The organism is Loktanella sp. DJP18, assembly GCF_049310965.1.
GTDB lineage: Bacteria > Pseudomonadota > Alphaproteobacteria > Rhodobacterales > Rhodobacteraceae > Loktanella.
Genome location: NZ_JBMERN010000059.1, coordinates 1 through 23108, shown reverse-complemented (window position 1 = coordinate 23108; position 23108 = coordinate 1). Strand labels below are relative to the sequence as shown.

Genomic DNA, 23108 nt, shown 5'->3' with positions numbered 1-23108 from the left:
GAGTCTGCCGGTGGGCCACCAGACGGCGGCTTCAGTCCCCTTGCCCCTGAACTCCTCGTTTCGGACCTGCCGCGCAGCCTGGAGTTCTGGTGCGATCTCTGCGGCTTCACCGTCGCCTATCGGCGCCAGATTGAAGGCTTTGCCTACCTGCAACATCCGGACGGCGCGCAGATCATGCTGTCCGTTCGCTCAGGGGCATGGGAATCCGCGCCGCTCGACCCGCCGTTCGGCCGCGGCGTGCTCTTCCAGATCGTCGTCGCCGACGTCCGCCTGATCGCCCGGCGCTGCGCATCGGCCCGTCACGCCCTCTACATGGCCGAAAGAGAGGTCTGGCGCGACTACGGCGACCGCGAAGGCGGCCGCCGAGAGATCGCCTTACAGGACCCGGACGGCTACCTTGTCCTCTTCTGCCAATCCATCGGCAGTCGGTCCCTGCCCGCTTGACCCTTTCCCTTCCGCTGCCCCTCGCCTAAAAGCGCCCCAACGTCAGTCCCGGGGGATAGCATGCAAGATCCGACCATCACGCCAGACCTGATCGCCGCCCACGGGCTGAGCGCGGCCGAATACGACAGCATCCTCGACATCATCGGACGCGCGCCGACCTTCACCGAACTCGGCATCTTTTCCGCGATGTGGAACGAGCACTGTTCCTACAAATCCTCCAAGAAATGGCTGCGGACCCTGCCGACGACCGGCCCGCAGGTCATCTGCGGACCGGGTGAAAACGCCGGCGTTGTCGATATCGGTGACGGCCAGGCGGTCGTCTTCAAGATGGAAAGCCACAACCACCCCAGCTACATCGAACCCTATCAGGGTGCGGCGACCGGCGTGGGCGGCATCCTGCGCGACGTCTTCACGATGGGCGCCCGCCCCATCGCTGCGATGAATTCCCTGTCCTTCGGCCTGCCAGACCATCCCAAGACTCGACAGCTCGTCAACGGCGTCGTGGCCGGCGTCGGTGGTTACGGCAACGCTTTTGGCGTGCCCACGGTCGGCGGAGAAGTCCGCTTCGACAAATCCTACAACAGCAACTGCCTCGTGAACGCCTTTGCCGCCGGCCTCGCGGATGCGGACAAGATCTTCTATTCCGCAGCCTCCGGCGTCGGCATGCCGGTCGTCTACCTCGGTGCCAAGACGGGTCGCGACGGTGTCGGCGGCGCCACGATGGCCTCTGCCGAATTCGACGATACGATCGAGGACAAGCGCCCGACCGTCCAGGTCGGTGACCCCTTCACCGAAAAGCGCCTGATGGAGGCGACGCTGGAACTGATGGCCACGGGGGCTGTCATCTCCATTCAGGACATGGGGGCTGCCGGCCTCACCTGTTCGGCTGTGGAAATGGGCGACAAGGGAGGCCTCGGCGTCCGCCTCGACCTTGAAAACGTCCCCCAGCGCGAAACCGGGATGACCGCCTATGAAATGATGCTCTCCGAGTCTCAGGAACGGATGCTGATGGTCCTGAAACCGGAGCTGGAGGCCGAAGCCCGCGCCGTCTTCGTCAAATGGGACCTCGACTTCGCCATCGTGGGCCAGACCATTGCCGAGGACCGTTTTCTCATCGTCCACAACGGAGAAACGAAGGCCGACCTGCCCTTGTCGAAACTCGCCTCCTCCGCCCCCGAGTACGACCGTCCATGGGAAGAAACCCCGCAGGCCGCCCCGGTTGGCGACATTCCCGACGTCGATCCGATCGCGGGCCTGCGATCCCTGATCGGCAGCCCGAACTACGCCGCGAAGAACTGGGTTTACGAGCAATACGACTCGCAGGTCATGGGCGACACGCTGCGCGTTCCGGGTGCCGGGGCCGGGATCATCCGCATCCACGGCACCACCAAGGCGCTGGCCTTCACCTCTGACGTGACGCCGCGCTACGTCTTCGCCAATCCGGTTGAAGGCGGCAAGCAGGCGGTGGCCGAAGCCTACCGCAACCTGACGGCCGTCGGCGCGAAACCCCTCGCCACGACCGACAACATGAACTTCGGAAACCCCGAAAAGCCCCGCATCATGGGTCAGTTCGTCGGTGCGATCAAAGGCATCGGCGAAGCCGTGCGCGCCCTCGACATGCCCATCGTGTCGGGCAACGTGTCGCTTTACAATGAAACCGACGGCACCGGCATCCTGCCCACGCCCACCATCGGCGCCGTGGGCCTGATCGCCGACGTGACCCGGATCATCCGCGGCACGCTCGCCCCCGGCCACACGCTGCTGCTGCTGGGCGACACCCCCGGCCACATGGGCCAGACCGCCCTGCTGGCGGAACACTTCGGCCGCACCGAAGGCGACGCGCCGCCCGTGAACCTCGAGTCCGAGGCCGCCCACGGCGATTTCATCCGCGCCAACGCGGCCTTCATCACCGCCTGCACCGACCTCGCCGACGGCGGCCTCGCCCTTGCCGCGTTCGAGATGGCGGAAATCGCCGGCATTGGCCTCACGCTCGACTCCGCCGATACCGCAGAGCTCTTCGCCGAGGATCAGGCCCGCTACCTCATCGCCGCGACGTTCGACCAGGCAGAGGCGCTTCTGTCCGCCGCAGCCAGCGCCGGCTTGCCCTTGACCCGCGTTGGCGAGGCCGGCGGCGACCAGATCACCTTCGGCACCTATGCCGCCCCCATCGCGCCGCTCTTCGCGCTTTACCGCACCGCCTTTGCCGACGCCGTCGCCTGATCCGTTTTCATCTGACCAGCTGAACGTTCCCCGGAGGGTCCCCCTTGCCCCCCGGCGGCGAGGTTCATAAGTTGAGCGCACACGCGAAGGACACAGCCATGCCTATCACCGCCCACGAGATCGAGACGCTGCTGCGCGAAAGCTTCCCCAAGGCGCAGATTACCGTGCAGGGTGACGACGGCGCGCATTTCGCGGCCGAGGTCATCGACCCCAGCTTCAAGGGCCAGAACCGGGTGCAGCAACAACGCGCCGTCTATGCCGCCCTCAAGGGCAAGATGGACGGGTCTGCCGGAGAATTGCACGCCCTCGCCCTGACGACGAGGGCGCCGGACTGATGGACGGCTGCGACGCCACGATTCCCGTTTGGCTGTGCTGGACCGGCGCGCAAATGCAGATTGGCGTCGCCGTCATCATGACCGTCGTTTTCGGTCTGGGCGTGCGTGGCATCATCAGGTCGCATTTCGACCGCCTGGCGAGTGGACCAAAACGTCGTGGTTCGGACCCCGGACCCGGTGATATGCTGGTCTTTGCCAAGGAAAGTCCGGTGCTGGGTCTGGGTAACGGGAATGAAGATGCCGCCCGTCCGTACCGCGTGATCCGTGACCCGCAGACATACGCAAAGGCCTTCGTGCCTTCCAAAACAGGAAAGAAGTAACCGTTATGACCGCTTCCGATCAGATCAAGGATACCGTGACCAGCCACGACGTCGTGCTTTTCATGAAAGGCACCAAGACGATGCCGCAGTGCGGGTTCTCGTCCCGCGTGGCGGGTGTGCTGAACTTCATGGGCATCGAGTATACCGACGTGAACGTGCTGGCGGATGACCAGATCCGCCAGGGGATCAAGGACTACTCCGACTGGCCCACGATCCCGCAGCTTTACGTCAAAGGCGAATTCGTCGGTGGCTGCGACATCATCACAGAGATGACGCTGTCCGGCGAACTCGACAAACTGCTGACCGATCACGACATCGCCTTCGACAAGACCGCCGCCGACAAGATCCGCGAAGCCAACGGCTGACGAAGTCCATCGATCCGGTGTCCCTGTCAGGCGGACACCGGTTGCCGTCTGCGTCAGCCTTCGCGGCAGTCGGCGTAGATCGGCGTCTCTGTGCCGGCCACGACGTCCTGCCACAGCAGCGTCGCCGTTCCCTGATGCGTCCACCAGACATAGCCCGACTTGTCGCTGGGAAACCGGTAACGCACGCCGGACGCCGCCTCGGACGTGGCTTCGAGATTGATCATCCGCCCTTCGACCTGAATGACAACCACGCCGGGTTCGCTGCCGTCCTCAGCATTGATGTAGACAGCGGCAATTTCCACACCCCGTTCACAGATATAGCGCGGCGTCGACGTCACACCCGCCGTCGCGGCTCCACCGATGCACAGACCGCAAACGGCCAGAGTCGACGTTTTCATGAGCTTACCCTTCAAGGACGACGCAGTGTGTCGTCAGGTCTGCGCCTCTACCTGATCGGCCAGCGCTTCGGCGCGAGCGGCGATTTCGGCCATGCTGTCATGGACTTCCTGCGGGATCACCGGCACCTCGATGCGCTGTGCGGGTCGCGCGGCGGCCGCCTCGATCTGGGCACGCAGCGCGTTCACTTCCGACTCGCTGGCGCGCAACTGGTCCTCCAGCCCCGCCGTGCGGTCCGCCAGCATCAACCCCGCCATCAGCAGCATCCGCGCTTCCGGCATCCGGCCGATCTGCGCCGACAGATGTGCCGCCTCTGCGTCCAACATGGCGGCGGCCGAGACGAGGTAGCGCTCCTCGCCCTCCTGGCAGGCCACCTCAAAAGAGCGGCCACCGATCGTGATCTCAACCTGCGGCATGGCTCACGCCTCCTCTTTCAAAAGGGGCTTGAGGTCGGCCAAGATCGCCGCCACCTCCGCCGCTTCGGCGCTGCGCTGTGCTGTCAGCCCGTCGACCTCGGCCATCAAAGCCCTATTGATCAGCTCCGCATCCGCGGTCCCGGCCGTTGCCGCCGCGCGCAGCTTGCCGCTGACCTCTGTCAGGTCGGCGTTCGAGGCGCGCAGTTTTTGCAACTCGGCATCCAGCGCCGCCAGCTGCGCGGCCTGTTCCGCGACACGGCCCTCAAGTTCTGCGATGCGGCCGTCCTGACGGGACTTCAGCACGCGGACACGTTCCTCCAACTGCGCATTGGCGTCGCGCTCATCCTGCAACTGCGCCGTCACATCGGCGACGGATGCGCCGCCATGATCCACCGTCAGGCCATACCTGATCCGATCCAGGGCCGCCGTGATCCGTGCCTCGTAGGCCTTGATGTCATCCATGCGAAGTTCCCGTGCCAATGTCGCGCGCACCGCGCGAATCGTGTTCTTTCGCAAAGGTTAAGCGATCCGCGACAACCATACAAACGGCCTGCCTGCCGTCCTGCCGCGCTTGAACATTGCCCCGGCCCTGTTATGACGCTTTCAACCGCATGAAACGCACCTGAACAGGAGCCTGCCCAATGGATCTCAACGCCCTGCGCACCGCGCACCCCGACCACTGGATGATGGCCGCCGCCATCCGTGCCCTGACGCTGGATGCCGTCGCCGCTGCCAATTCCGGCCATTCTGGCATGCCGATGGGCATGGCCGATGTCGCCACGGTCCTGTTCCGCAACCACATGAACTTCGATCCCGCCGCACCGCACTGGCCCGACCGCGACCGGTTCATCCTGTCGGCGGGACACGGATCGATGCTGCTGTATTCCCTGCTGCACCTGACCGGGTATCAGGATTTCGACATCGATCAGATCCGCAACTTCCGCCAGTGGGGCTATCGCACTGCGGGCCACCCGGAATACGGCCACGGCAAGGGCATCGAGGTCACGACAGGCCCGCTGGGTCAGGGCATCGCCAACTCCGTCGGCTTCGCCATCGCAGAGGAAATCCAGCGGGCCACCTGGGGTGCCGCGATCGTCGATCACCACACCTACGTCATGGCCGGCGACGGCTGCCTGATGGAGGGCATCAGCCAGGAAGCGATCGGCCTTGCCGGCATGCAGAAGCTGTCGCACCTGATTGTGTTCTTCGACAACAACGACATCACCATCGACGGCCACGTCGGCATGGCCGACATCACCGACCAGCCCGCACGCTTTGCCGCGTCCGGCTGGCATGTTCAGTCCATCGATGGCCACAACCCGGACGAGATCGACGCCGCGATCACCGCGGCCAAGGCCGACCCGCGCCCTTCGATGATCGCCTGCAAGACGCACATCGCGCTGGGTCACGCGGCACAGGACACGGCCAAGGGCCACGGTGCCCTGACCGACGCCACACAGCTGCAAGCCGCCAAGGATGGCTACGCCTGGATCGGCGGTGCCTTCGACATCTCGGCCGAGATCAAGTCCCAGTGGGAGGCGACGGCCGCGCGCGGCAAGGCCGCCCACGCTGCCTGGCACGAGCGTTTTCAGAAGCTGTCGGATGCAAAGCAGGCGGAGTTCCACCGCCAGCAGCATGGCGAGGCACCCAAGAAGCTGGCCGCGACGATCCGCGCCTTCAAGAAGCAGGCTTCCGAGGCCGGCAAATCCATCGCCACCCGCAAGTCGAGCGAAAACGTGCTGGAGGTCATCAACCCGATCATGCAGGAGACGGTCGGCGGCTCTGCCGACCTGACCGGGTCGAACAACACCAAAACGCCTGACATGGGGGTATTCGGCCCTGACAACCGCAAGGGCCGTTACATCCACTACGGCATCCGCGAACACGGCATGGCGGCGGCGATGAACGGCATCACCCTGCACGGTGGCGCGCGCGCCTACGGCGGCACCTTCATGTGCTTCACCGACTACGCGCGCGGTGCGATGCGCCTGTCCGCCCTGATGGGGGTGCCGGCCGTCTACGTGATGACCCACGACAGCATCGGCCTTGGCGAAGATGGCCCGACGCACCAGCCGGTCGAACACCTGTCGATGCTGCGCGCCACGCCGAACACCCATGTCTTCCGCCCCGCCGACTCCGTGGAAACGGCAGAGGCCTGGGAACTGGCGCTGACGTCGGACACGACTCCGTCAGTGCTGGCCCTGTCGCGCCAGAACCTGCCCACGGTGCGCACGACGCATACCAACAAGAACATGACCGCGCAGGGCGGTTACGTCCTTGCCGATGCAGAGGGCAAGCGTCAGGTCATCCTGATCGCGACCGGCTCAGAGGTCGAGGTCGCGATGGCGGCGCGTGAAGCGCTGCAGAAGGACGGCATCGGCACCCGTGTCGTCTCCATGCCCTGCATGGAGCTGTTCATGCAGCAGGATGAAGCCACCCGCCGTAAGGTTCTGCCCGCCGGCCCTGTTCGCGTCGCGGTCGAGGCAGGCGTGCGCCAGTCCTGGGACATGATCCTGATGGGCGAGCGAGGTGCCGCGAAGAAGTCCGCCTTCGTCGGCATGACCGGCTTCGGTGCATCCGCCCCGGCAGAAGTCCTGTTCGAGAAGTTCGGCATCACCGCCACGAAAGTGGCGGAAGCGGCCAAGGCGCTGCTCTGATCGTCGCCGCCCGCCAAGACTGAAAGACGTTCCTATCGTCGCCCCGGCACCTTGTCGGGGCAACGACAGGCGCGCGGACTATCGGCTGTCAGCCCCGCCGCGCAGCGTCGATCCGTGCCACGTCGATCTTGCCCATGTCCATCATCACCGCGAAGGCGCGTTCCGCCTCTGCACCGCCGGCCATCATCGCCTCTGTCAGCGTGCGTGGTGTGATCTGCCACGACACGCCCCAGCGGTCCTTGCACCAGCCGCAGGCGCTCTCCTGTCCGCCGTCGCCGACGATGGCGTCCCAGTAGCAGTCGGTCTCGGCCTGATCCTCGGTCAAGACCTGGAACGAGAAAGCTTCGGACTGGGGAAACTTCGGACCACCGTTCAGGCCCATGCAGGGGATGCCCATGACGGTGAACATGACGGTCAGGACGTCCCCCTTGTTGCCACCAGGATAATTTCCGGGCGCGCGGTGGACCGATGTGACCGCACTGTCGGGAAAGGTTTCGGCATAGAACCGCGCCGCGTCTTCGGCATCGGTGTCGTACCACAGGCAGACGATGGTCTTGGCCGTCATGGCGCACCCTCCTCTTTTGATGGCAATTCTACCACGCAAGACACGGCCGGCCTAGTCGCCTTCAGTTCAGCCCTTCGGTCTGGATGTGAATGGTTTCTCCGCAATGCTTGCAGTGCACGGCATCCGCGTCGTGCAGCACCAGCCCGCATTCGGGACATTCGAACCGCACCTTGCGCGGCCGGAACAGCACCTGCAACATCTGCAGGAATAGCGACACGCCAAAAATCATCACCGCCACCGCCAGCATCCGACCCCATGTCGTGTCCAGCGTGATGTCTCCGAAACCCGTCGTCGTCAGCGTCGTAACGGTGAAATAGAACGCATCGGCGTAGTTGTTGATCTGATCGTTCACGTTGACCTGGCTGGCATAGATCAGCCCCGTCATGATGAACAAAAACACCATCAGATTGGTGACGGCGAGAATGATCTCCTCACGCTCGCGGAACCATTTGAAATCCCGACGCAACCGCACGACGAGCTCGTAGCTGCGCAGCAGCCGCAGCGTCCGCAACACCCGCAAAAACGCCAGCGCCTGCCCGGTGACGATGGGCGCAAGAAAGCTGACGATGGCGGCGATATCGGCCCATGTCGTCGGACGCAGCAAGGCGCGGGTGCGATTGGGTTCGATCCAGGCCCGCGCCAGAAAGTCGATCAGGATACCGATGCCGAACACCACATCGATGCTTATGGTCCAGGCGGTCATCTGGAAGAATGACGACACGATGACGAAAAGGATCGTCACGATGTCGAACATCAAAAGACCATAGCGGAACGCCACGGCGCGGTCCGTGTTACGGCCGTAAAGTTCGACCAGCAGCGCCTTCACCGCGCGTCCGCCCGCAGCGCCCAGGCCCCCGATCCCGCCACTGCAAGTGCCAGACAACCGCCCGCGATGGCCCAGTTCTTGACGAAGATCGTCATCTGCCAGGGATCGCCCGTCGTCAGAAAGACATTCAGGTGAAAGAAACTTGTCAGCGCGCAATAGGCAGCCGCCGACGCCGCAACCGGCCGCACAGCGACGCCCAGCCACAGCGCCAGCCCCGCCAGCGCATCATACACCAACGCAGGCCAGATCAGCGCAAAGGGCAGGCCTGCGTCGACCAGCAACCCACCGGCCCCAGCGGGACTCGTGATCTTCTGCACGGCTCCGCCGATCAGCAGCGCACCGATCAGCAGACGGGCCGCAAACAGCGCAAGATCGCTCATGCGGGCCGGACAGCACGGTAAATCGGCGTGATGACGAAGCTGACAAGCGGGATGATCAGCAGGCCAAGGATGATGCCCAGCACACCGTCAGAGGCGGCGGTGACGATCCATTCGACGATGCCCGTGTAGTTCGCGGGGACCATGTGACCCACAGCCACGGCCCATCCGTGAACAAGGTCCTCTGGCCCGTGCCAGCCCATCTGGCCCAGGCCATGCACGACGATCTGTCCGCCGACCCACAGCATTGCCGCCGTGCCGACCCAGGTCAGCACGAACAGGAACGTCGGCATCCCATGCACGATGCCCCGTCCAAGCGTCCGCGTGACGCCCAGCCGCCCGCTGGTCGCCATCAGCAGACCAAGATCGTCCGCCTTCACGATGGCAGCGACAGCCCCGTAGACGGCCACGGTGATCGAGATGCCGACGACCGCCAGCACCGCGGCCTGCATCCAGATGTTCGGCACGGTGATCGCGGCCAGAGAGATCGTCATGATCTCGGCGCTTAGGATGAAGTCGGTCTTGATCGCGCCCCGCACCTTCTGTTCCTCCAGATGCGCGGGGTCGCCCGTCGCCTTGGAATGAGGGTCGTGATGCTGAAAGGCGTGCAGGACCTTCTCGGCCCCCTCGTAACACAGATAGGCCCCGCCCAGCATCAGCAGGGGCGGAATGGCCCAGGGCGCAAAGGCCGACAGCAGCAGCGCGATCGGCAGCAGGATCACCAGCTTGTTGAAGAACGATCCGCGCGCGATCTTCCACACGATGGGGAGTTCGCGGGCGGGCGCAAAGCCGTGGACATATTTCGGACTGACGGCGGCGTCGTCGATCACGGCACCCGCCGCCTTGGACCCGGCCTTGGCCGCCTGCCCGATGACGTCGTCCACGCTGGCCGCCGCGACCTTTGCAATCGCCGCCACGTCGTCAAGCAATGCCAGCAATCCGCTCATGTCCGTTCCTTCCTCGGGTTTCGCCGCAACCTAGTCCACCGGCCGGGCCGCGCAAGGTGCAAGGTCCGCGACGCTGCCACGTCAGCGCGGATCGCGCCGCCGGATCGGCCGTCGACAAGCAACCTCGCGACCGCCAATCCTTTTGCCAATCGCCGCGGCACGGCATAGACATCGCGCATGACCAACGCCCTCGCCATCGGACTCCTGCTTTCCATCGCCGCCTTCTTCGCGCTGGATCATTTCATCCTGAACCTGGACGCTCCGCTGTTTCTGGCGCGCAAATTCTATGACCTGTTGCAGTGGATCGCCTTCTGGCGCTGACGCTGCACCCTTGACCTTTGCGCCGAATTGGCAATGTTCGCCGCAAAGCGGCGACCGTCGCCGCGACAACCAGCAGCGAGGAAAGTCACCATGGCCGTCAAAGTCGCAATCAACGGATTCGGGCGCATCGGGCGCAACGTGCTGCGCGCGATCATCGAATCCGGCCGCACGGATATCGAGGTCATCGCGATCAACGATCTGGGTCCGGTCGAAACCAACGCCCACCTGCTGCGGTTCGATTCGGTGCACGGCAAGTTTCCGGGCACCGTAACCACGACGGCGGACACGATCGACGCCGGGCGCGGCCCGATCCGCGTGACCGCCATGCGCAACCCTGCCGACCTGCCGTGGAGCGATGTCGACATCGTCATGGAATGCACCGGCATCTTCACCAGCAAGGACGCCTGTCAGGCACACCTTGAAAACGGGTCCAAGCGGGTCCTGATCTCGGCACCAGGCACCAAGGCCGACAAGACCATCGTCTACGGCGTGAACCACGACACGCTGACGAAGGACGACATCATCGTCTCCAACGCCTCCTGCACGACGAACTGCCTGTCGCCCGTCGCCAAGGTGCTGAACGACGCCGTCGGCATCAACAAGGGCTTCATGACCACGATCCACAGCTACACCGGCGACCAGCCGACGCTGGACACGATGCACAAGGACCTCTACCGCGCCCGCGCCGCCGCCTTGTCGATGATCCCGACCTCGACCGGTGCCGCCAAGGCCGTCGGCCTCGTGCTGCCGGAACTCGACGGCAAGCTTGACGGCGTGGCGATCCGGGTACCGACGCCGAACGTCTCGGTCGTCGACCTGACCTTCGAAGCCTCGCGCGACACCACTGTGGAAGAGATCAACGACGCGATCCGCGCCGCCGCGGACGGCCCGATGAAGGGCATCCTCGCCTATACCGACCTGCCGATGGTCAGCACGGACTTCAACCATGACCCCGCCTCCTCGACATTCCACATGGACCAGACCAAGGTTCTGGCGGGCAACATGGTCCGCATCCTGACGTGGTACGACAACGAATGGGGCTTCTCGAACCGCATGTCGGACGTGGCCGTCGTCATGGGCAAGCTGATCTGATCCGCCTGACCTGACCGGATCGCAAGGGCCGCCCTTCACGGGCGGCCCTTTTGCATGCCGGAACCGCCTCAGCAGGCCGGGCGTTGACCGCGAATGCATAACGAAAGGCCAGCCCATGACCACGATCCACGGCGTCGTGCCGATCCCCACGGACCACGACCACGTCTATGCCTTCGACGTCACCGGCGATCTCGACGCCACCGGCATGGGAGAGATGGGCGAGATGCTGAATCACGCCTTCGACCAGCACCCCGGCAAGGTGAACGTCCTGCTGCACTTCAGGCATTTCGAAACCTCTGACGCAGGCGTCGGCACAACGCTGTCGGCGATGAAGGCGCAATTGCGCAGCCTGACCCATGTCGGGCGCTACGCGGTCGTCGGAGCCCCGCAAGCGGCGGCGAACATGATCGCTTTCTTCAACCATATCATACCGGTGGATGCGCGCACCTTTGCCGCCGATGACGAACAGGCGGCTTGGGATTTCGTCAATGTGGCGGAAAATTCGGCAAAGTCTTGACGCTTGCCCTGCATGGGGCGCAAGGGTGCTTTTCGGAACTGTCAGTTGTGCTGCGCTGCAGCATCGCTAGATAGGGGTGCAAGAGGAGCCAATATCAGCCCCCTGAAAGGACAGCAGTCATGACCCTGATCGACACCATCCGCCAGACCATCGCAAAGCGCGCCGTCTACAGCCGCACGAAGCACGAAATCGAACAGATGCCGCTTGACGTCGCCCTCGACCTCGACATCGACCGCGCCGACGCGGCACGGATCGCCCGGAGCGCCGTTTACGGCTGACCCATGATACATTCCGGTTGACAGGCGGCTCCGATCTTTCGGCAGCCGCCTTTTTCGTATCGACCCTGCTTTCGCCCTAATCGGCATACTTGTCATGCAGCGCCCGGTCCACGGCAGGTGTGACGAACTTCGACACGTCACCGCCCAGCCTAGCGATTTCCTTGACCAGCTTGGATGCGATCGCCTGGTTCTTGGCGTCCGCCATCAAGAATACCGTCTCGACCGAGTTGTCGAGGCTGCGGTTCATGCCCACCATCTGGAATTCGTACTCGAAATCCGCGACAGCGCGTAAACCACGGATGATGACCCCCGCCCCCACATCGCGGGCGCAGTGAATCAGGAGGTTCTCGAACGGATGCACCACGATCTGCGTCCCCAGCGGATCGCCAAGCGGCACGACCTCCGAGCGGACCATCTCGACCCGTTCTTCCAGTGAAAACAACGGTCCCTTGTCGCGGTTGATCGCAACGCCGATCACCAGCTTGTCGACCAGCGAACAGGCCCGCCGCGCGATGTCGATATGCCCGTGGGTGACGGGATCGAAGGTGCCGGGATACAGCCCGATGCGCATGGTCGGCCTCGCAAGATTATGTCGTGGGCGCAGCAGAACCGCATTTCCGACGGGACTGCAAGGCCGACCCGGACGTCACGGGGTCAATGCCCCATGATCATGCCTTCCAGCGCCGATTTCTCCATCGCCAGTTCCGACAGCCGCGCCTTGACCACGTCGCCGATGGACACGAGTCCGATCATCACGCCGTCCTGCATGACCGGCAGGTGCCGAAACCGCCCGTCGGTCATGGTCTGCAAGGCAAAGACGTCGCTGTCGTTCAGCGTGCAGGTCGTGATCCTGGACGTCATGAGCGACGACGCCTTGTCGTCAAGGCAGCTTCCGCCGGTCTTGCCGATCTGGCGCACGATGTCGCGCTCTGACAGAATGCCGGCCAGTGTCTTGCCGTCCTCGCTGACGATCACGGTGCCGATGCGATTCTCGGACATGATCTTCGCGGCCTCGGACACCTTTGCGTCGGGCTTGACCCAGAACATCTCCTGCGACGCCTTGGACCCGAGAATCTGTTTCATCAACATGGCATTTCTCCCTCAACACCGGCTTGGTTCCAGCGTTTCAGACGCCTGTGTCGTCTGTCAAGCACTCCAGTCGGATGACCTCTGCCCGCAGGCCATCCATCAATGCTTCCGCAAAACGGTGCAGCCGGTCGGACCGCCGGTCTGCCGTATGCCGGACCAGATAGAAGGACCGCACCAGCGACAGCGTGTCCCGCAGCACGGACCGCACCTCTGGCGCGAAGGGCAGTGCGAAATCATGCGCGATCCCGATGCCGGCGCGGGCGCGCAGCATCTGCAACTGCACACTAACGGAATTGCTGGCCATCTGCACCCCGTCCAGCCCCAGCGGGCCAAGATAGTCGAGCGCGGCGTCGAAGATCATGTCGGGAATGTATCCTACGACCGGGCGGCCCTTCAGGTCAGCCAGCGTCGCGGGCACGGCAAGATCGCGGTGCTGCGCCAGATGCAGGCGGTAGTCGGTGATCTTCTGCACGGTCAAACGTCCGGCCTCTGGCGGGCTGACGGTGACGGCCATGTCCGCCTCGCGTCGCGACAGGTTCACGACACGCGGCAGCGCCAGGATCTGCACTTCAAGCTCCGGGTTCTGCGCCTGGATCGCGGCACAGACTTGCGGCAGCAAGTAGTTCGCGCAGCCGTCCGGCGCGCCGATGCGAATCTGTCCCGCAAGGCCCGCAGACCCGCTTTGGCCAAGGTCCGCCGCACGCGTCAGCGCCGCCTCGGCCTGACCCGCCTCCTCCATCATCCGCGCGCCCAGATCGGTCAGCGCGTAGCCCTGCGGCGACTTGATGAACAGCGCGGCTCCGACGTCGGCCTCCAGCCGCGCAACACGGCGGCCCAATGTGGCGGGGTCCATCTTCAGGACCGGAGCGGCACCCGACAGGCTCTCGGCGCGTGCGACCGCCAGAAAGATGCGCAGATCGTCCCAATTTCGCATGCGTCATCCTTGCATTCTTGCAAAACAGCTTTGAACTATTGGCGCTGTTACATTGAAAAACGCAAGACTAGGATGCCGGCAACCACAGGAGGATGCCATGAAAGACCTGAGCCACTACATCAACGGTGAACACGTCCCCGGCACGTCCGGCCGCTTTGCCGACGTCTACAACCCGGCTACGGGCGAAGTGCAGGCCCGCGTGCCGCTGGCCAACGCCGCCGACCTCGACACCGCCGTCAAGGCCGCGACGGCCGCCCAGCCCAAGTGGGCTGCGACCAACCCGCAACGCCGTGCGCGCGTGATGATGAAGTTCGTGGACCTGCTGCACCGCGACATGGACAAGCTGGCCGAGGCGCTGTCCCGCGAGCATGGCAAGACCCTGCCCGATGCCGCTGGCGACGTGCAGCGCGGGCTTGAAGTCGTCGAATACTGCATCGGCGCGCCGCAGCTGCTGAAGGGTGAATTCACCGACGGCGCAGGACCCGGCATCGACATGTATTCCATGCGCCAGCCGCTGGGTGTCTCTGCTGGCATCACCCCGTTCAACTTTCCCGCCATGATCCCGATGTGGATGTTCGCCCCCGCCATCGTCTGCGGCAACGCCTTCATCCTGAAACCGTCGGAACGCGACCCCTCCGTCCCGCTGATGCTGGCAGAGCTGATGGAGGAAGCCGGTCTGCCCAAGGGCATCCTTCAGGTCGTGAACGGCGACAAGGAAAGCGTCGATGCGATCCTAGATCATCCAGTGATCCAGTCCATCGGCTTCGTCGGCTCGACTCCTATCGCCGAATATATCTACGGCCGCGGCTGTTCCAACGGCAAGCGGGTGCAGTGTTTCGGTGGGGCCAAGAACCACATGATCATCATGCCCGACGCGGACATGGATCAGGCCGCAGACGCGCTGATCGGCGCGGGTTACGGTGCCGCCGGTGAACGCTGCATGGCGATTTCCGTCGCGGTGCCAGTTGGAGAGGCAACCGCCAACAAGCTGATCGAAAAGCTCAAACCCCGAATCGACGCGCTGAAGGTCGGCCCCTATACCGGCGGCAAGGATGTGGACTACGGCCCCGTCGTCACGGCCGCCGCCAAGGCCAACATCCTCAAACTGATCGAATCCGGCGTGGCACAGGGGGCAGAGCTGGTCGTCGATGGCCGCGACTTCAGCCTGCAGGGGTATGAGGACGGCTTCTTCGTCGGACCGCACCTGTTCGACCGCGTCACCAAGGACATGGACATCTACCAGAAGGAGATCTTCGGCCCCGTCCTGTCAGTCGTGCGCGCCGCCGATTATGAGGAAGCGCTGGGTCTGGCGATGGATCACGAAATGGGCAACGGCACCGCGATCTTCACCCGCGACGGCGACGCCGCCCGCGACTTCGCGTCCCGTGTGAACGTCGGCATGATCGGCATCAACGTGCCGATCCCGGTGCCGCTGGCCTATCACACCTTCGGCGGGTGGAAAAAGTCGGTCTTCGGCGACCTGAACCAGCATGGCCCCGACGCCTTCAAGTTCTACACCCGCACCAAGACCGTCACGTCCCGCTGGCCGTCGGGCATCAAGGACGGCGCGGCGTTCAACTTCAAGCCGATGGACTGACCCAAACGGCCTGCCCGTGACCGATAGCCGGTTGCGGGCAGGCAAGATCCTTACCGCTGCATCTGCCGTGACAGAATTCGACGCCTTTGCCGCATCCCACACAGGGGCCGCGCATCGGAATGCGGCGGTCACGGCGGCTGCCCGATCGAAGCCCGGCCACCGGCTGGCCCGCATCCGTCCCGGATCGGGGGCGGGCCTTATCGTTTTGACAATGACGGGTCGGCGCGTCATCATTAATGAACGGACGTTCAATTCAGGGGGGAACACTGATGGACTTCGCACTCAGCGACGAACAGACCGCAATCTTCGACATGGCGCAGGCCTGTGGGGCCGAACTCATCGCCCCCTTCGCCCGCCAGTGGGAGAAGGACGGCGTCATCCCCAAGGACCTGTGGCCCAAACTGGCAGAGCTCGGCTTCGGCGGACTATATGTCTCCGAAGACGCGGGCGGCACAGCCCTGACCCGTCTGGACGCAACGCTGGTGTTCGAGGCGCTCTCGATGGCCTGCCCCTCCGTCGCGGCGTTCCTGTCGATCCACAACATGTGCGCCCGCATGATCGACCAGTTCGGCTCGGACGAGATGAAAGTCCGCATTCTGCCTGATGCCCTGACAATGCAAACCGTGCTGTCCTACTGCCTGACCGAACCCGCCAGCGGGTCGGATGCCGCCGCACTCAAGACGAAAGCGATCCGGACCAACGCTGGCTACGCCCTGACCGGGACGAAGGCCTTCATCTCGGGCGGCGGCTATTCCGACGCCTATATCGTCATGGCCCGCAGCGGTGACGCCGGGCCGAAGGGGATCAGCGCCTTCGTCGTCATGGACGGGGCCGACGGCCTGTCCTTTGGCGGGCTCGAGGACAAGATGGGCTGGCGCAGCCAGCCGACCCGTCAGGTGCAACTGGACGACTGCAACATTTCGACCTACGACCTGCTGGGCGAAGAGGGCCGCGGCTTCTCCTATGCGATGAAGGGTCTCGATGGCGGTCGCCTGAACATCGCCGCCTGCTCGCTCGGGGCCGCGCAGTCGGCGCTGGACCAGACCCGCGCCTACATGAGCGAGCGCAAGGCTTTCGGCAAATCCATCGACCAGTTCCAGGCGCTCCAATTCCGCCTGGCCGACATGGAGATCGCACTGCAATCCGCGCGCATCTTCCTGCGGCAGGCGGCGTGGAAACTGGACACCGGCGCCGCCGACGCCACCCGCTTTTGCGCGATGGCGAAAAAGCTCGTGACCGAGACCGGGTCGGAGGTCGCCGATCAATGCCTGCAAATGCACGGCGGCTACGGCTACCTTGCCGACTACGGGATCGAGAAGATCGTCCGCGACCTGCGCGTTCACCAGATCCTTGAAGGCACGAACGAAATCATGCGCCTGATCGTCGCCCGCGACATGGTGTCGTCATGACCGACATCGACATCCGCATCGAAGGCCGCGCCGGGCGCATCACCCTGACCCGCGACAAGGCGTTGAACGCCCTGACCTGGGACATGGTGCGCGCGATCGAGGACGCCTTGATCCGCTGGTACGACGACGCCACCGTCGCGCTGGTGATCATCGACGCCGCGGGGCAAAAGGCGTTCTGCGCCGGCGGTGACATCGCCGAAATGTATGCTACCGGCACCGCCGGCGACTTCGGCTATGGCCGGCGCTTCTGGCGCGACGAGTACCGATTGAACGCGATGATCGCAGGCTATGCAAAGCCGATCGCTGCGCTGGTGCAGGGCTTCGTCATGGGCGGCGGCGTCGGCATCGGCTGCCACGCCAGCCACCGCATCGTCTGCGACACCACGCGGATTGCGCTTCCCGAATGTGGCATCGGTCTCGTGCCCGACGTCGGCTCGTCCTTGCTGCTCGCGCGCGCACCGGGGCGGTTGGGCGAATACCTGGGCTTGACCGGCGACCGGATGGACGCAGGCGATGCGATCCACGCAGGCTTTGCCGACGTCATGGTGCCGCAGGACCAGTGGCCCGTTCTGATCGACAGCCTCTGCGCGACAGGCGATCCCAACAGCATCACGCAGGCCTCCCTGCCCGCGCCGCAATCGAAACTGGCCGCATGGCAGGGCGACATCGACCGCGTGTTCGCGGCACCCGACCTTGCCGCAATCCGCAGTCAACCGGACGCGGTGCCGTCCGCCCCCATCGCCCACGCACTGGACCTGATGGACCGCAACGCGCCGCTCTCGATGGCCTGCGCCATGCAGATCATCCGGACCGTGCGCGATGATCCGACCATCCACACCTCCCTTGCCCATGAATTCCGGTTCACCTTCCGCAGCATGGAAAAGGCGGATTTCCTGGAAGGCATCCGCGCCGCGATCATCGACCGCGACCACAATCCCGCGTGGCGGCATCGCGACTGGAACGTGCCCGCCGATGACATCACCGCAATGACCGCCCCTCTTGGACCCAACGCCCTCTATCCGGAGCATCACACATGAAGATCGCATTCATCGGTCTCGGCAACATGGGTGCGCCCATGGCCGCGAACCTCGTGAAGGCCGGCCACGACGTGACAGGCTTTGACACCGCCGCCAAACCTGATGGCCTGCCCTTGGCGGACAGCGCCGCTGCCGCTGCCAAGGATGCGCAGGTCGTCATCACCATGTTGCCCAACGGAGCGATCCTGCGCGCCGTCGCCGCCGAAATCCACCCTGCGATGCAGCCCGGTGCCGTGCATCTCGACTGTTCCACCGTCGATGTGGACTCCGCAAGGGTCGTTGCACAAGCAGCTGATGACGCTGGCCTTTCCGCTGTGGACGCCCCCGTGTCCGGCGGAATCGGCGGGGCCACGAACGGCACCCTGACCTTCATGGCGGGCGGACCACTGGCAGCCTTCGAACTCTGCAAACCGCTGTTCGACGTGATGGGTCAGAAGGTCGTGCACTGCGGGCCTGCCGGCAACGGTCAGGCCGCCAAGATTTGCAACAACATGATCCTCGGCGTCACGATGATCGCCACCTGCGAGGCGTTCAATCTCGCCGACAGGCTCGGCCTCGACCGGCAGGCGATGTTCGACGTGGTCAGCACGTCGTCCGGGTCAAGCTGGAGCATGAATGCCTATTGCCCCGCTCCGGGCGTCGGTCCCACCTCGCCCGCCGACAACGGCTACAAGCCCGGATTCGCGGCCGACCTGATGCTGAAGGACCTGACACTGGCGCAGGCCGCCGCCTCGGCCACCGATGCCGACACGCCGCTGGGCGAAGCGGCGCGCGCGCTTTACGATCAGTTCGTGAACCGTGAAGACGGCGCGGGTCGCGATTTCTCGGCGATGCTGCCCCGATTTGCCGCACGTCCACGCGGAAAGACGCTGACCGCCTGATCGGCGCGCATCATTGCCGGTTCTCTAGGCGTTCTTCCTTCAAACAAAACGGAGGACCACACGATGAAGTTCAGCACCCTGATCGCCTCACTCGCTGCTGCCGCGCTCGTATCTCTGCCCTTGACCGTCGAGGCACAGGGCAAGGGAAATGGTAATGGCAATGGTGGTAACGGCAAAAAGACCAACGTTGCCCAAGGCAACGGCCACGGCCGTGGCAACAACAACGGCAATAGCAACGCTCGAGGTCACGACGGCACCGCGAATGCCCGGCCGGATCGCCCCGGCAAACAGGCCGACCTGTCCAGCCTCGCCGCCGGTCTGATCGCGGCGAACGGTGTCATCTACCTCACGCCCGACGTCGACTTTACGACCATCACCGACGACGAGCTGCTGGCCATCGCCAACTGTCCTCCGGGTCTCGCGAAAAAAGACCCGCCCTGCGTGCCGCCCGGCCTCGCGAGACAGGGCGTCGCATTCGATGAATGGGCCAGTTACGATCCTGAGGCCTTGCGCGGCTTGCTGGACGAGCGTTTCGTCGACATCCCCCAGACCGACGCGCCCGTCCCGCTGGACCTGACGCAGGACCGGATCGAAGACCTGTTCGGTCTCGACCCGGCACCGGAAGGTTATCGCTACGCGATCATCGACGGTCGCCCGGTCCAGTTGAACGCGGCCGACTATGACCGTCTGCTGACGCTCAACAGCCTCGCAACGCGACCGACGCTGGCCGACGGCACCGCGATCGTTCCGGACGAGGCCTTGACGCAGGACCAGTTGATCGCGCGTTACGGCCTGCCCGCGCTGGCCGACGGTCAGAACTATGCGGTGCTGGACAACCGGATCATCGCCTTGCCGGACCAGTCCTATGACCTGCTGCAACTGATCCGCATCCTCGGTGCCGTCTGACAATGAAAGGGATGCGCGATAAGCGCCGCGCCTCCCTTTCATCTGGCCGATAAACTCCCGCCAGAGGCATCAAGGCCGCCGTCCCGTGCCTACTCCGCCGCGACACGCTTCGGTTTCAGCATCTGCTTGAGGTAGCGGCCGGTATGGCTCGCCTCGATCTCGGCCACCTCTTCCGGCGTGCCCTCCGCCACGATTCGGCCACCACCGTCGCCGCCTTCGGGGCCGATGTCGATCAGGTGGTCCGCCGTCTTGATGACGTCGAGGTTGTGTTCGATCACGACGACCGAGTTTCCCTGATCCACCAGCTCGTGCAGCACTTCCAACAGCTTGCGCACATCCTCGAAATGCAGTCCCGTCGTCGGTTCGTCGAGGATGTAAAGCGTGCGTCCCGTCGATTGCCGCGCCAGTTCCTTGGACAGCTTGACCCGCTGCGCCTCGCCGCCCGACAGGGTCGTCGCCTGCTGGCCAACCTTGATGTAGCCAAGGCCGACACGCACCAGCGCATCCATCTTGGTCCGGATCGATGGCACTGCGGTAAAGAACGACTGTGCATCTTCCACTGTCATATCAAGGACATCGGCGATGCTCTTGCCCTTGAACTTCACCTCCAGCGTCTCGCGGTTATACCGCGCGCCCTTGCAGGTTTCGCAGGTCACGTAGACGTCGGGAAGGAAGTGCATCTCGATCTTGATGACGCCGTCGCCCTGACAGGCCTCGCACCGCCCACCCTTCACGTTGAACGAAAACCGCCCCGGCTTGTAGCCGCGGGTCTTCGCCTCTGGCAGGCCGGCGAACCAGTCACGGATCGGGGTAAAGGCGCCGGTATAGGTCGCCGGGTTCGACCGTGGCGTGCGCCCGATGGCGCGCTGGTCGATGTCGATCACCTTGTCGAGGTGTTCGAACCCCTTGATCGTCTCGCAGGGGGCCGGTGCCTGCCGCGCGCCGTTCAGCTTCATCGCGGCGTTCTTGAACAGTGTCTCGATGGTCAGGGTGGACTTGCCGCCGCCAGACACGCCCGTCACGCAGACGAACTTGCCCAGCGGGAAATCAGCCGTGACCTCGTGCAGGTTGTTGCCGGTGGCCTTCACAACCGTCAGTTTCTTGCCGTTGCCCTTTCGCCGCTGCGCAGGCACCGCGATCTGGCGCTTGCCGGTCAGATATTGTCCGGTGATCGAGTTTTCGTCGGCCATGATCTCGGCCGGGGTGCCCTTGGCCACCACCTGACCGCCATGGATACCGGCCCCCGGCCCGATGTCGAAGACGTAATCCGCCTCGCGGATCGCCTCTTCGTCGTGTTCGACCACGATCACCGTATTGCCCTGATCGCGCAGGTTCTTCAGCGTGGTCAGCAGCCGGTCGTTGTCGCGCTGGTGCAACCCAATGGAAGGTTCGTCCAGCACGTAAAGCACGCCAGTCAGCCCCGATCCGATCTGGCTGGCTAGCCTGATCCGCTGGGACTCTCCGCCCGACAGCGTGCCCGCATTGCGGGCCATCGTAAGGTAATTCAGGCCGACGTTGTTCAGGAACCCCAGCCGCTCGCGAATCTCCTTCAGGATCGCACGCGCGATCTCGTTCTTCTGCTTGCTCAGCTGGTCCGGCACCGCAAGGCACCAGTCATAGGCCTCGGCAATCGACATCTGCACGACCTGACCGACGTGCAACAGCTTGTCCGGCCCGCCTCCGGCGGGACCGATCTTCACCGCCAGCGCCTCTTCGCGCAGGCGGAAACCGTGGCAGGTGCCACAGGGCCGGTTGTTCTGGAATTGCTCGAATTCCTCGCGAATCCAGTTGCTGTCGGTCTCGCGGTAACGGCGTTCCATGTTGGGAATCACACCCTCGAACGGGCGGCTGACCTGATAGACGCGGCCGCCTTCGTCATAGCGGAACTTGATCTCGTCCTTGCCGGAACCGCGTAGAAATACCTCCTGCACCGCAGGGTCGAGATCCTTCCATCGGGCGTTTTTGCTGAAACCGTAGTGCTTGGCAATCGCCTCGATCGTCTGCAAGAAGTAAGGCGATTTGCCCTTGCGCCAGGGTGCAAGCGCGCCGTCGGCGATCTTCAAAGTGATGTCCGGCACCACGAGTTGCTCGTCGAAAAACAGCTCCACCCCCAGGCCGTCGCAGGCCGGGCAGGCCCCGACCGGCGCGTTGAAGGAAAACAGCCGCGGCTCGATCTCGGGGATGGTAAAACCGCTGACCGGGCAGGCGAAATTCTCGGAGAACGTGATCCGCTCCGGCTCGCCCTCGCCCTCGCCCTCGGCAGGGGCGGTTTCCAGGATCGTGATGCCGTTGGCAAGGTCGAGCGCAGTGCGGAAACTGTCGGCTAGCCGCGTTTCGAGCCCCTCGCGCACGACGATCCGGTCGACGACCACGTCGATGTCATGACGGAACTTCTTGTCCAGGGTCGGCGGCTCGTCCAGCTCGTAGAACTGCCCATCCACCTTCACGCGCTGAAAGCCTTGCTTGCGCAGATCAAGGAATTCCTTGCGGTATTCGCCTTTCCGGTCGCGAATGATCGGTGCGAGCAGATAGCCCCGCGTCCCCTCTTCCATCGCCATGACGCGGTCGACCATGTCCTGCACCTGCTGCGCCTCGATCGGCAGGCCTGTGGCGGGCGAATAGGGGGTGCCGGCGCGGGCGAACAGCAAACGCAGGTAATCGTAGATCTCGGTGATCGTGCCGACGGTCGAACGCGGGTTCTTGGACGTCGTCTTCTGCTCGATCGAAATGGCGGGCGACAGACCAGAGATGTGGTCCACATCCGGCTTTTCCATCATGTCGAGGAACTGCCGCGCATAGGCGCTCAGGCTTTCGACGTAACGGCGCTGCCCTTCGGCATAGATCGTGTCAAACGCCAGCGATGATTTGCCGGACCCAGAAAGGCCGGTGATGACCACCAGCTGGTCGCGCGGAATGTCCACGTCGATGTTCTTGAGGTTGTGTTCGCGCGCACCGCGGACCTCGATGTTCTTCAACTCGGCCATATCGTCCCCACAGGCATGTCGACACCATAGATAGCGGTTTTGCGTCGATCCGCCAGTCCACCCTATGAACAAAAGATGAACGCAAGCGATGTCCGTCGCGGTGTGCGCTGCGCAGGACCACTGCCCTGTCACGTGGCAATCCGCTGGCGCACTCAAACCGGCTGTCTCGTCGAACCTACCGAAAAGGTTAACGAT

26 protein-coding genes are annotated in these 23108 nt (G+C 64.1%); 15 read left to right on the top strand and 11 right to left on the bottom strand.

Annotated elements, in window-relative coordinates:
• The 5 genes from ACOI1H_RS15750 to grxD form a co-directional block, all read left to right on the top strand.
• Positions 1 to 444, top strand: a 444-nt coding sequence (locus tag ACOI1H_RS15750) for a VOC family protein (RefSeq protein WP_422438788.1), incomplete at its 5' end; no start/stop codon positions are given.
• A 60-nt stretch (positions 445 to 504) separates the two neighbouring features.
• On the top strand, positions 505 to 2664 hold the full coding sequence (purL, locus tag ACOI1H_RS15745) for a phosphoribosylformylglycinamidine synthase subunit PurL (protein WP_422438787.1): 2160 nt from the start codon (positions 505 to 507) through the stop codon (positions 2662 to 2664).
• A gap of 98 nt (positions 2665 to 2762) precedes the next feature.
• Positions 2763 to 2999 carry a BolA/IbaG family iron-sulfur metabolism protein gene (locus ACOI1H_RS15740; protein ID WP_422438786.1) on the top strand — a complete coding sequence of 79 codons (237 nt, stop codon included), beginning with the start codon at positions 2763 to 2765 and terminating at the stop codon, positions 2997 to 2999.
• Positions 2999 to 3319: a hypothetical protein gene (locus ACOI1H_RS15735; protein WP_422438785.1), complete on the top strand. Its 321-nt coding sequence runs from the start codon at positions 2999 to 3001 to the stop codon at positions 3317 to 3319. The genes ACOI1H_RS15740 and ACOI1H_RS15735 overlap by 1 nt, the downstream gene beginning before the upstream one ends.
• A gap of 5 nt (positions 3320 to 3324) precedes the next feature.
• Positions 3325 to 3684, top strand: coding sequence for a Grx4 family monothiol glutaredoxin (grxD, locus tag ACOI1H_RS15730; RefSeq protein WP_422438784.1), 360 nt, complete (start codon positions 3325 to 3327; stop codon positions 3682 to 3684).
• Positions 3685 to 3737: 53 nt separating this feature from the next.
• Here the strand turns inward: grxD and ACOI1H_RS15725 are convergent, their stop codons facing one another.
• The 3 genes from ACOI1H_RS15725 to ACOI1H_RS15715 are packed head-to-tail and all read right to left on the bottom strand — an operon-like array spanning position 3738 to position 4958.
• A complete protein-coding gene (locus ACOI1H_RS15725; protein WP_422438783.1) occupies positions 3738 to 4082 on the bottom strand; it encodes an MliC family protein in 345 nt (114 codons plus the stop codon).
• A gap of 33 nt (positions 4083 to 4115) precedes the next feature.
• Positions 4116 to 4496, bottom strand: coding sequence for a cell division protein ZapA (locus tag ACOI1H_RS15720; protein WP_422438782.1), 381 nt, complete (start codon positions 4494 to 4496; stop codon positions 4116 to 4118).
• A gap of 3 nt (positions 4497 to 4499) precedes the next feature.
• A complete protein-coding gene (locus ACOI1H_RS15715; protein WP_422438781.1) occupies positions 4500 to 4958 on the bottom strand; it encodes a hypothetical protein in 459 nt (152 codons plus the stop codon).
• 179 nt (positions 4959 to 5137) lie between these two features.
• Here ACOI1H_RS15715 and tkt point away from each other — a divergent pair, with 179 nt between their 5' ends.
• Positions 5138 to 7153, top strand: a complete 2016-nt coding sequence (gene tkt / locus ACOI1H_RS15710) for a transketolase (protein ID WP_422438780.1) — start codon at positions 5138 to 5140, stop codon at positions 7151 to 7153.
• 88 nt (positions 7154 to 7241) lie between these two features.
• On the opposite strand, the gene ACOI1H_RS15705 is transcribed toward tkt, so the two are convergent.
• The 4 genes from ACOI1H_RS15705 to ACOI1H_RS15690 all read right to left on the bottom strand — a co-directional run bounded on the left by ACOI1H_RS15705 (position 7242) and on the right by ACOI1H_RS15690 (position 9868).
• Positions 7242 to 7718: a VOC family protein gene (locus tag ACOI1H_RS15705; RefSeq protein WP_422438779.1), complete on the bottom strand. Its 477-nt coding sequence runs from the start codon at positions 7716 to 7718 to the stop codon at positions 7242 to 7244.
• Between the two features lie 61 nt (positions 7719 to 7779).
• Positions 7780 to 8544: an ion channel gene (locus ACOI1H_RS15700; RefSeq protein ID WP_422438778.1), complete on the bottom strand. Its 765-nt coding sequence runs from the start codon at positions 8542 to 8544 to the stop codon at positions 7780 to 7782.
• The gene (locus ACOI1H_RS15695; protein WP_422438777.1) at positions 8541 to 8924 is read right to left on the bottom strand and encodes a DoxX family protein; all 384 of its coding nucleotides are present in this window, start codon (positions 8922 to 8924) and stop codon (positions 8541 to 8543) included. The genes ACOI1H_RS15700 and ACOI1H_RS15695 overlap by 4 nt, the downstream gene beginning before the upstream one ends.
• Positions 8921 to 9868 (bottom strand): DUF808 domain-containing protein, encoded by a 948-nt coding sequence (locus tag ACOI1H_RS15690; RefSeq protein WP_422438776.1) that lies wholly within the window; start codon positions 9866 to 9868, stop codon positions 8921 to 8923. Before ACOI1H_RS15690 ends, ACOI1H_RS15695 begins: the two co-directional genes overlap by 4 nt.
• Positions 9869 to 10045: 177 nt before the next feature.
• Here ACOI1H_RS15690 and ACOI1H_RS15685 point away from each other — a divergent pair, with 177 nt between their 5' ends.
• The 4 genes from ACOI1H_RS15685 to ACOI1H_RS15670 all read left to right on the top strand — a co-directional run bounded on the left by ACOI1H_RS15685 (position 10046) and on the right by ACOI1H_RS15670 (position 12076).
• A complete protein-coding gene (locus ACOI1H_RS15685; RefSeq protein ID WP_422438775.1) occupies positions 10046 to 10189 on the top strand; it encodes a hypothetical protein in 144 nt (47 codons plus the stop codon).
• 90 nt (positions 10190 to 10279) lie between these two features.
• Positions 10280 to 11281, top strand: coding sequence for a type I glyceraldehyde-3-phosphate dehydrogenase (gene gap / locus ACOI1H_RS15680; RefSeq protein WP_422438774.1), 1002 nt, complete (start codon positions 10280 to 10282; stop codon positions 11279 to 11281).
• A gap of 115 nt (positions 11282 to 11396) precedes the next feature.
• Complete coding sequence (locus tag ACOI1H_RS15675) at positions 11397 to 11798, top strand: STAS/SEC14 domain-containing protein (RefSeq protein WP_422438773.1); 402 nt, start codon at positions 11397 to 11399, stop codon at positions 11796 to 11798.
• Between the two features lie 119 nt (positions 11799 to 11917).
• Positions 11918 to 12076, top strand: coding sequence for a hypothetical protein (locus ACOI1H_RS15670; RefSeq protein WP_422438772.1), 159 nt, complete (start codon positions 11918 to 11920; stop codon positions 12074 to 12076).
• A 76-nt stretch (positions 12077 to 12152) separates the two neighbouring features.
• Here ACOI1H_RS15670 and coaD read toward each other — a convergent pair whose 3' ends face one another.
• From coaD to ACOI1H_RS15655, 3 genes are all read right to left on the bottom strand, one after another.
• On the bottom strand, positions 12153 to 12647 hold the full coding sequence (gene coaD / locus ACOI1H_RS15665; RefSeq protein WP_422438771.1) for a pantetheine-phosphate adenylyltransferase: 495 nt from the start codon (positions 12645 to 12647) through the stop codon (positions 12153 to 12155).
• 83 nt (positions 12648 to 12730) lie between these two features.
• Positions 12731 to 13165 carry a CBS domain-containing protein gene (locus ACOI1H_RS15660; protein ID WP_422438770.1) on the bottom strand — a complete coding sequence of 145 codons (435 nt, stop codon included), beginning with the start codon at positions 13163 to 13165 and terminating at the stop codon, positions 12731 to 12733.
• A gap of 37 nt (positions 13166 to 13202) precedes the next feature.
• Positions 13203 to 14099 (bottom strand): LysR family transcriptional regulator, encoded by an 897-nt coding sequence (locus ACOI1H_RS15655; RefSeq protein WP_422438769.1) that lies wholly within the window; start codon positions 14097 to 14099, stop codon positions 13203 to 13205.
• A gap of 97 nt (positions 14100 to 14196) precedes the next feature.
• On the opposite strand from ACOI1H_RS15655, the gene ACOI1H_RS15650 reads away from it, so the two are divergent.
• From ACOI1H_RS15650 to ACOI1H_RS15630, 5 genes are all read left to right on the top strand, one after another.
• Positions 14197 to 15696 carry a CoA-acylating methylmalonate-semialdehyde dehydrogenase gene (locus ACOI1H_RS15650; RefSeq protein WP_422438768.1) on the top strand — a complete coding sequence of 500 codons (1500 nt, stop codon included), beginning with the start codon at positions 14197 to 14199 and terminating at the stop codon, positions 15694 to 15696.
• Positions 15697 to 15965: 269 nt separating this feature from the next.
• Positions 15966 to 17105 (top strand): acyl-CoA dehydrogenase family protein, encoded by a 1140-nt coding sequence (locus ACOI1H_RS15645; protein WP_422438767.1) that lies wholly within the window; start codon positions 15966 to 15968, stop codon positions 17103 to 17105.
• The gene (locus tag ACOI1H_RS15640) at positions 17102 to 18142 is read left to right on the top strand and encodes an enoyl-CoA hydratase/isomerase family protein (RefSeq protein ID WP_422438766.1); all 1041 of its coding nucleotides are present in this window, start codon (positions 17102 to 17104) and stop codon (positions 18140 to 18142) included. The genes ACOI1H_RS15645 and ACOI1H_RS15640 overlap by 4 nt, the downstream gene beginning before the upstream one ends.
• Positions 18139 to 19023 (top strand): 3-hydroxyisobutyrate dehydrogenase, encoded by an 885-nt coding sequence (gene mmsB / locus ACOI1H_RS15635; protein WP_422438765.1) that lies wholly within the window; start codon positions 18139 to 18141, stop codon positions 19021 to 19023. The genes ACOI1H_RS15640 and mmsB overlap by 4 nt, the downstream gene beginning before the upstream one ends.
• A gap of 63 nt (positions 19024 to 19086) precedes the next feature.
• Positions 19087 to 19929 (top strand): hypothetical protein, encoded by an 843-nt coding sequence (locus ACOI1H_RS15630; protein WP_422438764.1) that lies wholly within the window; start codon positions 19087 to 19089, stop codon positions 19927 to 19929.
• Between the two features lie 89 nt (positions 19930 to 20018).
• On the opposite strand, the gene uvrA is transcribed toward ACOI1H_RS15630, so the two are convergent.
• Positions 20019 to 22913, bottom strand: a complete 2895-nt coding sequence (gene uvrA / locus ACOI1H_RS15625; RefSeq protein ID WP_422438763.1) for an excinuclease ABC subunit UvrA — start codon at positions 22911 to 22913, stop codon at positions 20019 to 20021.
• Positions 22914 to 23108 lie beyond the last annotated feature (195 nt).

Bases quoted from the DNA above. Each gene is read 5' to 3' on its own strand.
- purL (WP_422438787.1), top strand. From the start codon at position 505: ATGCAAGATCCGACCATCACGCCAGACCTGATCGCCGCCCACGGGCTG.
- ACOI1H_RS15740 (WP_422438786.1), top strand. From the start codon at position 2,763: ATGCCTATCACCGCCCACGAGATCGAGACGCTGCTGCGCGAAAGCTTC.
- ACOI1H_RS15735 (WP_422438785.1), top strand. From the start codon at position 2,999: ATGGACGGCTGCGACGCCACGATTCCCGTTTGGCTGTGCTGGACCGGC.
- grxD (WP_422438784.1), top strand. From the start codon at position 3,325: ATGACCGCTTCCGATCAGATCAAGGATACCGTGACCAGCCACGACGTC.
- ACOI1H_RS15725 (WP_422438783.1), bottom strand. From the start codon at position 4,082: ATGAAAACGTCGACTCTGGCCGTTTGCGGTCTGTGCATCGGTGGAGCC.
- ACOI1H_RS15720 (WP_422438782.1), bottom strand. From the start codon at position 4,496: ATGCCGCAGGTTGAGATCACGATCGGTGGCCGCTCTTTTGAGGTGGCC.
- ACOI1H_RS15715 (WP_422438781.1), bottom strand. From the start codon at position 4,958: ATGGATGACATCAAGGCCTACGAGGCACGGATCACGGCGGCCCTGGAT.
- tkt (WP_422438780.1), top strand. From the start codon at position 5,138: ATGGATCTCAACGCCCTGCGCACCGCGCACCCCGACCACTGGATGATG.
- ACOI1H_RS15705 (WP_422438779.1), bottom strand. From the start codon at position 7,718: ATGACGGCCAAGACCATCGTCTGCCTGTGGTACGACACCGATGCCGAA.
- ACOI1H_RS15695 (WP_422438777.1), bottom strand. From the start codon at position 8,924: ATGAGCGATCTTGCGCTGTTTGCGGCCCGTCTGCTGATCGGTGCGCTG.
- ACOI1H_RS15690 (WP_422438776.1), bottom strand. From the start codon at position 9,868: ATGAGCGGATTGCTGGCATTGCTTGACGACGTGGCGGCGATTGCAAAG.
- ACOI1H_RS15685 (WP_422438775.1), top strand. From the start codon at position 10,046: ATGACCAACGCCCTCGCCATCGGACTCCTGCTTTCCATCGCCGCCTTC.
- gap (WP_422438774.1), top strand. From the start codon at position 10,280: ATGGCCGTCAAAGTCGCAATCAACGGATTCGGGCGCATCGGGCGCAAC.
- ACOI1H_RS15675 (WP_422438773.1), top strand. From the start codon at position 11,397: ATGACCACGATCCACGGCGTCGTGCCGATCCCCACGGACCACGACCAC.
- ACOI1H_RS15670 (WP_422438772.1), top strand. From the start codon at position 11,918: ATGACCCTGATCGACACCATCCGCCAGACCATCGCAAAGCGCGCCGTC.
- coaD (WP_422438771.1), bottom strand. From the start codon at position 12,647: ATGCGCATCGGGCTGTATCCCGGCACCTTCGATCCCGTCACCCACGGG.
- ACOI1H_RS15660 (WP_422438770.1), bottom strand. From the start codon at position 13,165: ATGTTGATGAAACAGATTCTCGGGTCCAAGGCGTCGCAGGAGATGTTC.
- ACOI1H_RS15655 (WP_422438769.1), bottom strand. From the start codon at position 14,099: ATGCGAAATTGGGACGATCTGCGCATCTTTCTGGCGGTCGCACGCGCC.
- ACOI1H_RS15650 (WP_422438768.1), top strand. From the start codon at position 14,197: ATGAAAGACCTGAGCCACTACATCAACGGTGAACACGTCCCCGGCACG.
- ACOI1H_RS15645 (WP_422438767.1), top strand. From the start codon at position 15,966: ATGGACTTCGCACTCAGCGACGAACAGACCGCAATCTTCGACATGGCG.
- ACOI1H_RS15640 (WP_422438766.1), top strand. From the start codon at position 17,102: ATGACCGACATCGACATCCGCATCGAAGGCCGCGCCGGGCGCATCACC.
- mmsB (WP_422438765.1), top strand. From the start codon at position 18,139: ATGAAGATCGCATTCATCGGTCTCGGCAACATGGGTGCGCCCATGGCC.
- ACOI1H_RS15630 (WP_422438764.1), top strand. From the start codon at position 19,087: ATGAAGTTCAGCACCCTGATCGCCTCACTCGCTGCTGCCGCGCTCGTA.
- uvrA (WP_422438763.1), bottom strand. From the start codon at position 22,913: ATGGCCGAGTTGAAGAACATCGAGGTCCGCGGTGCGCGCGAACACAAC.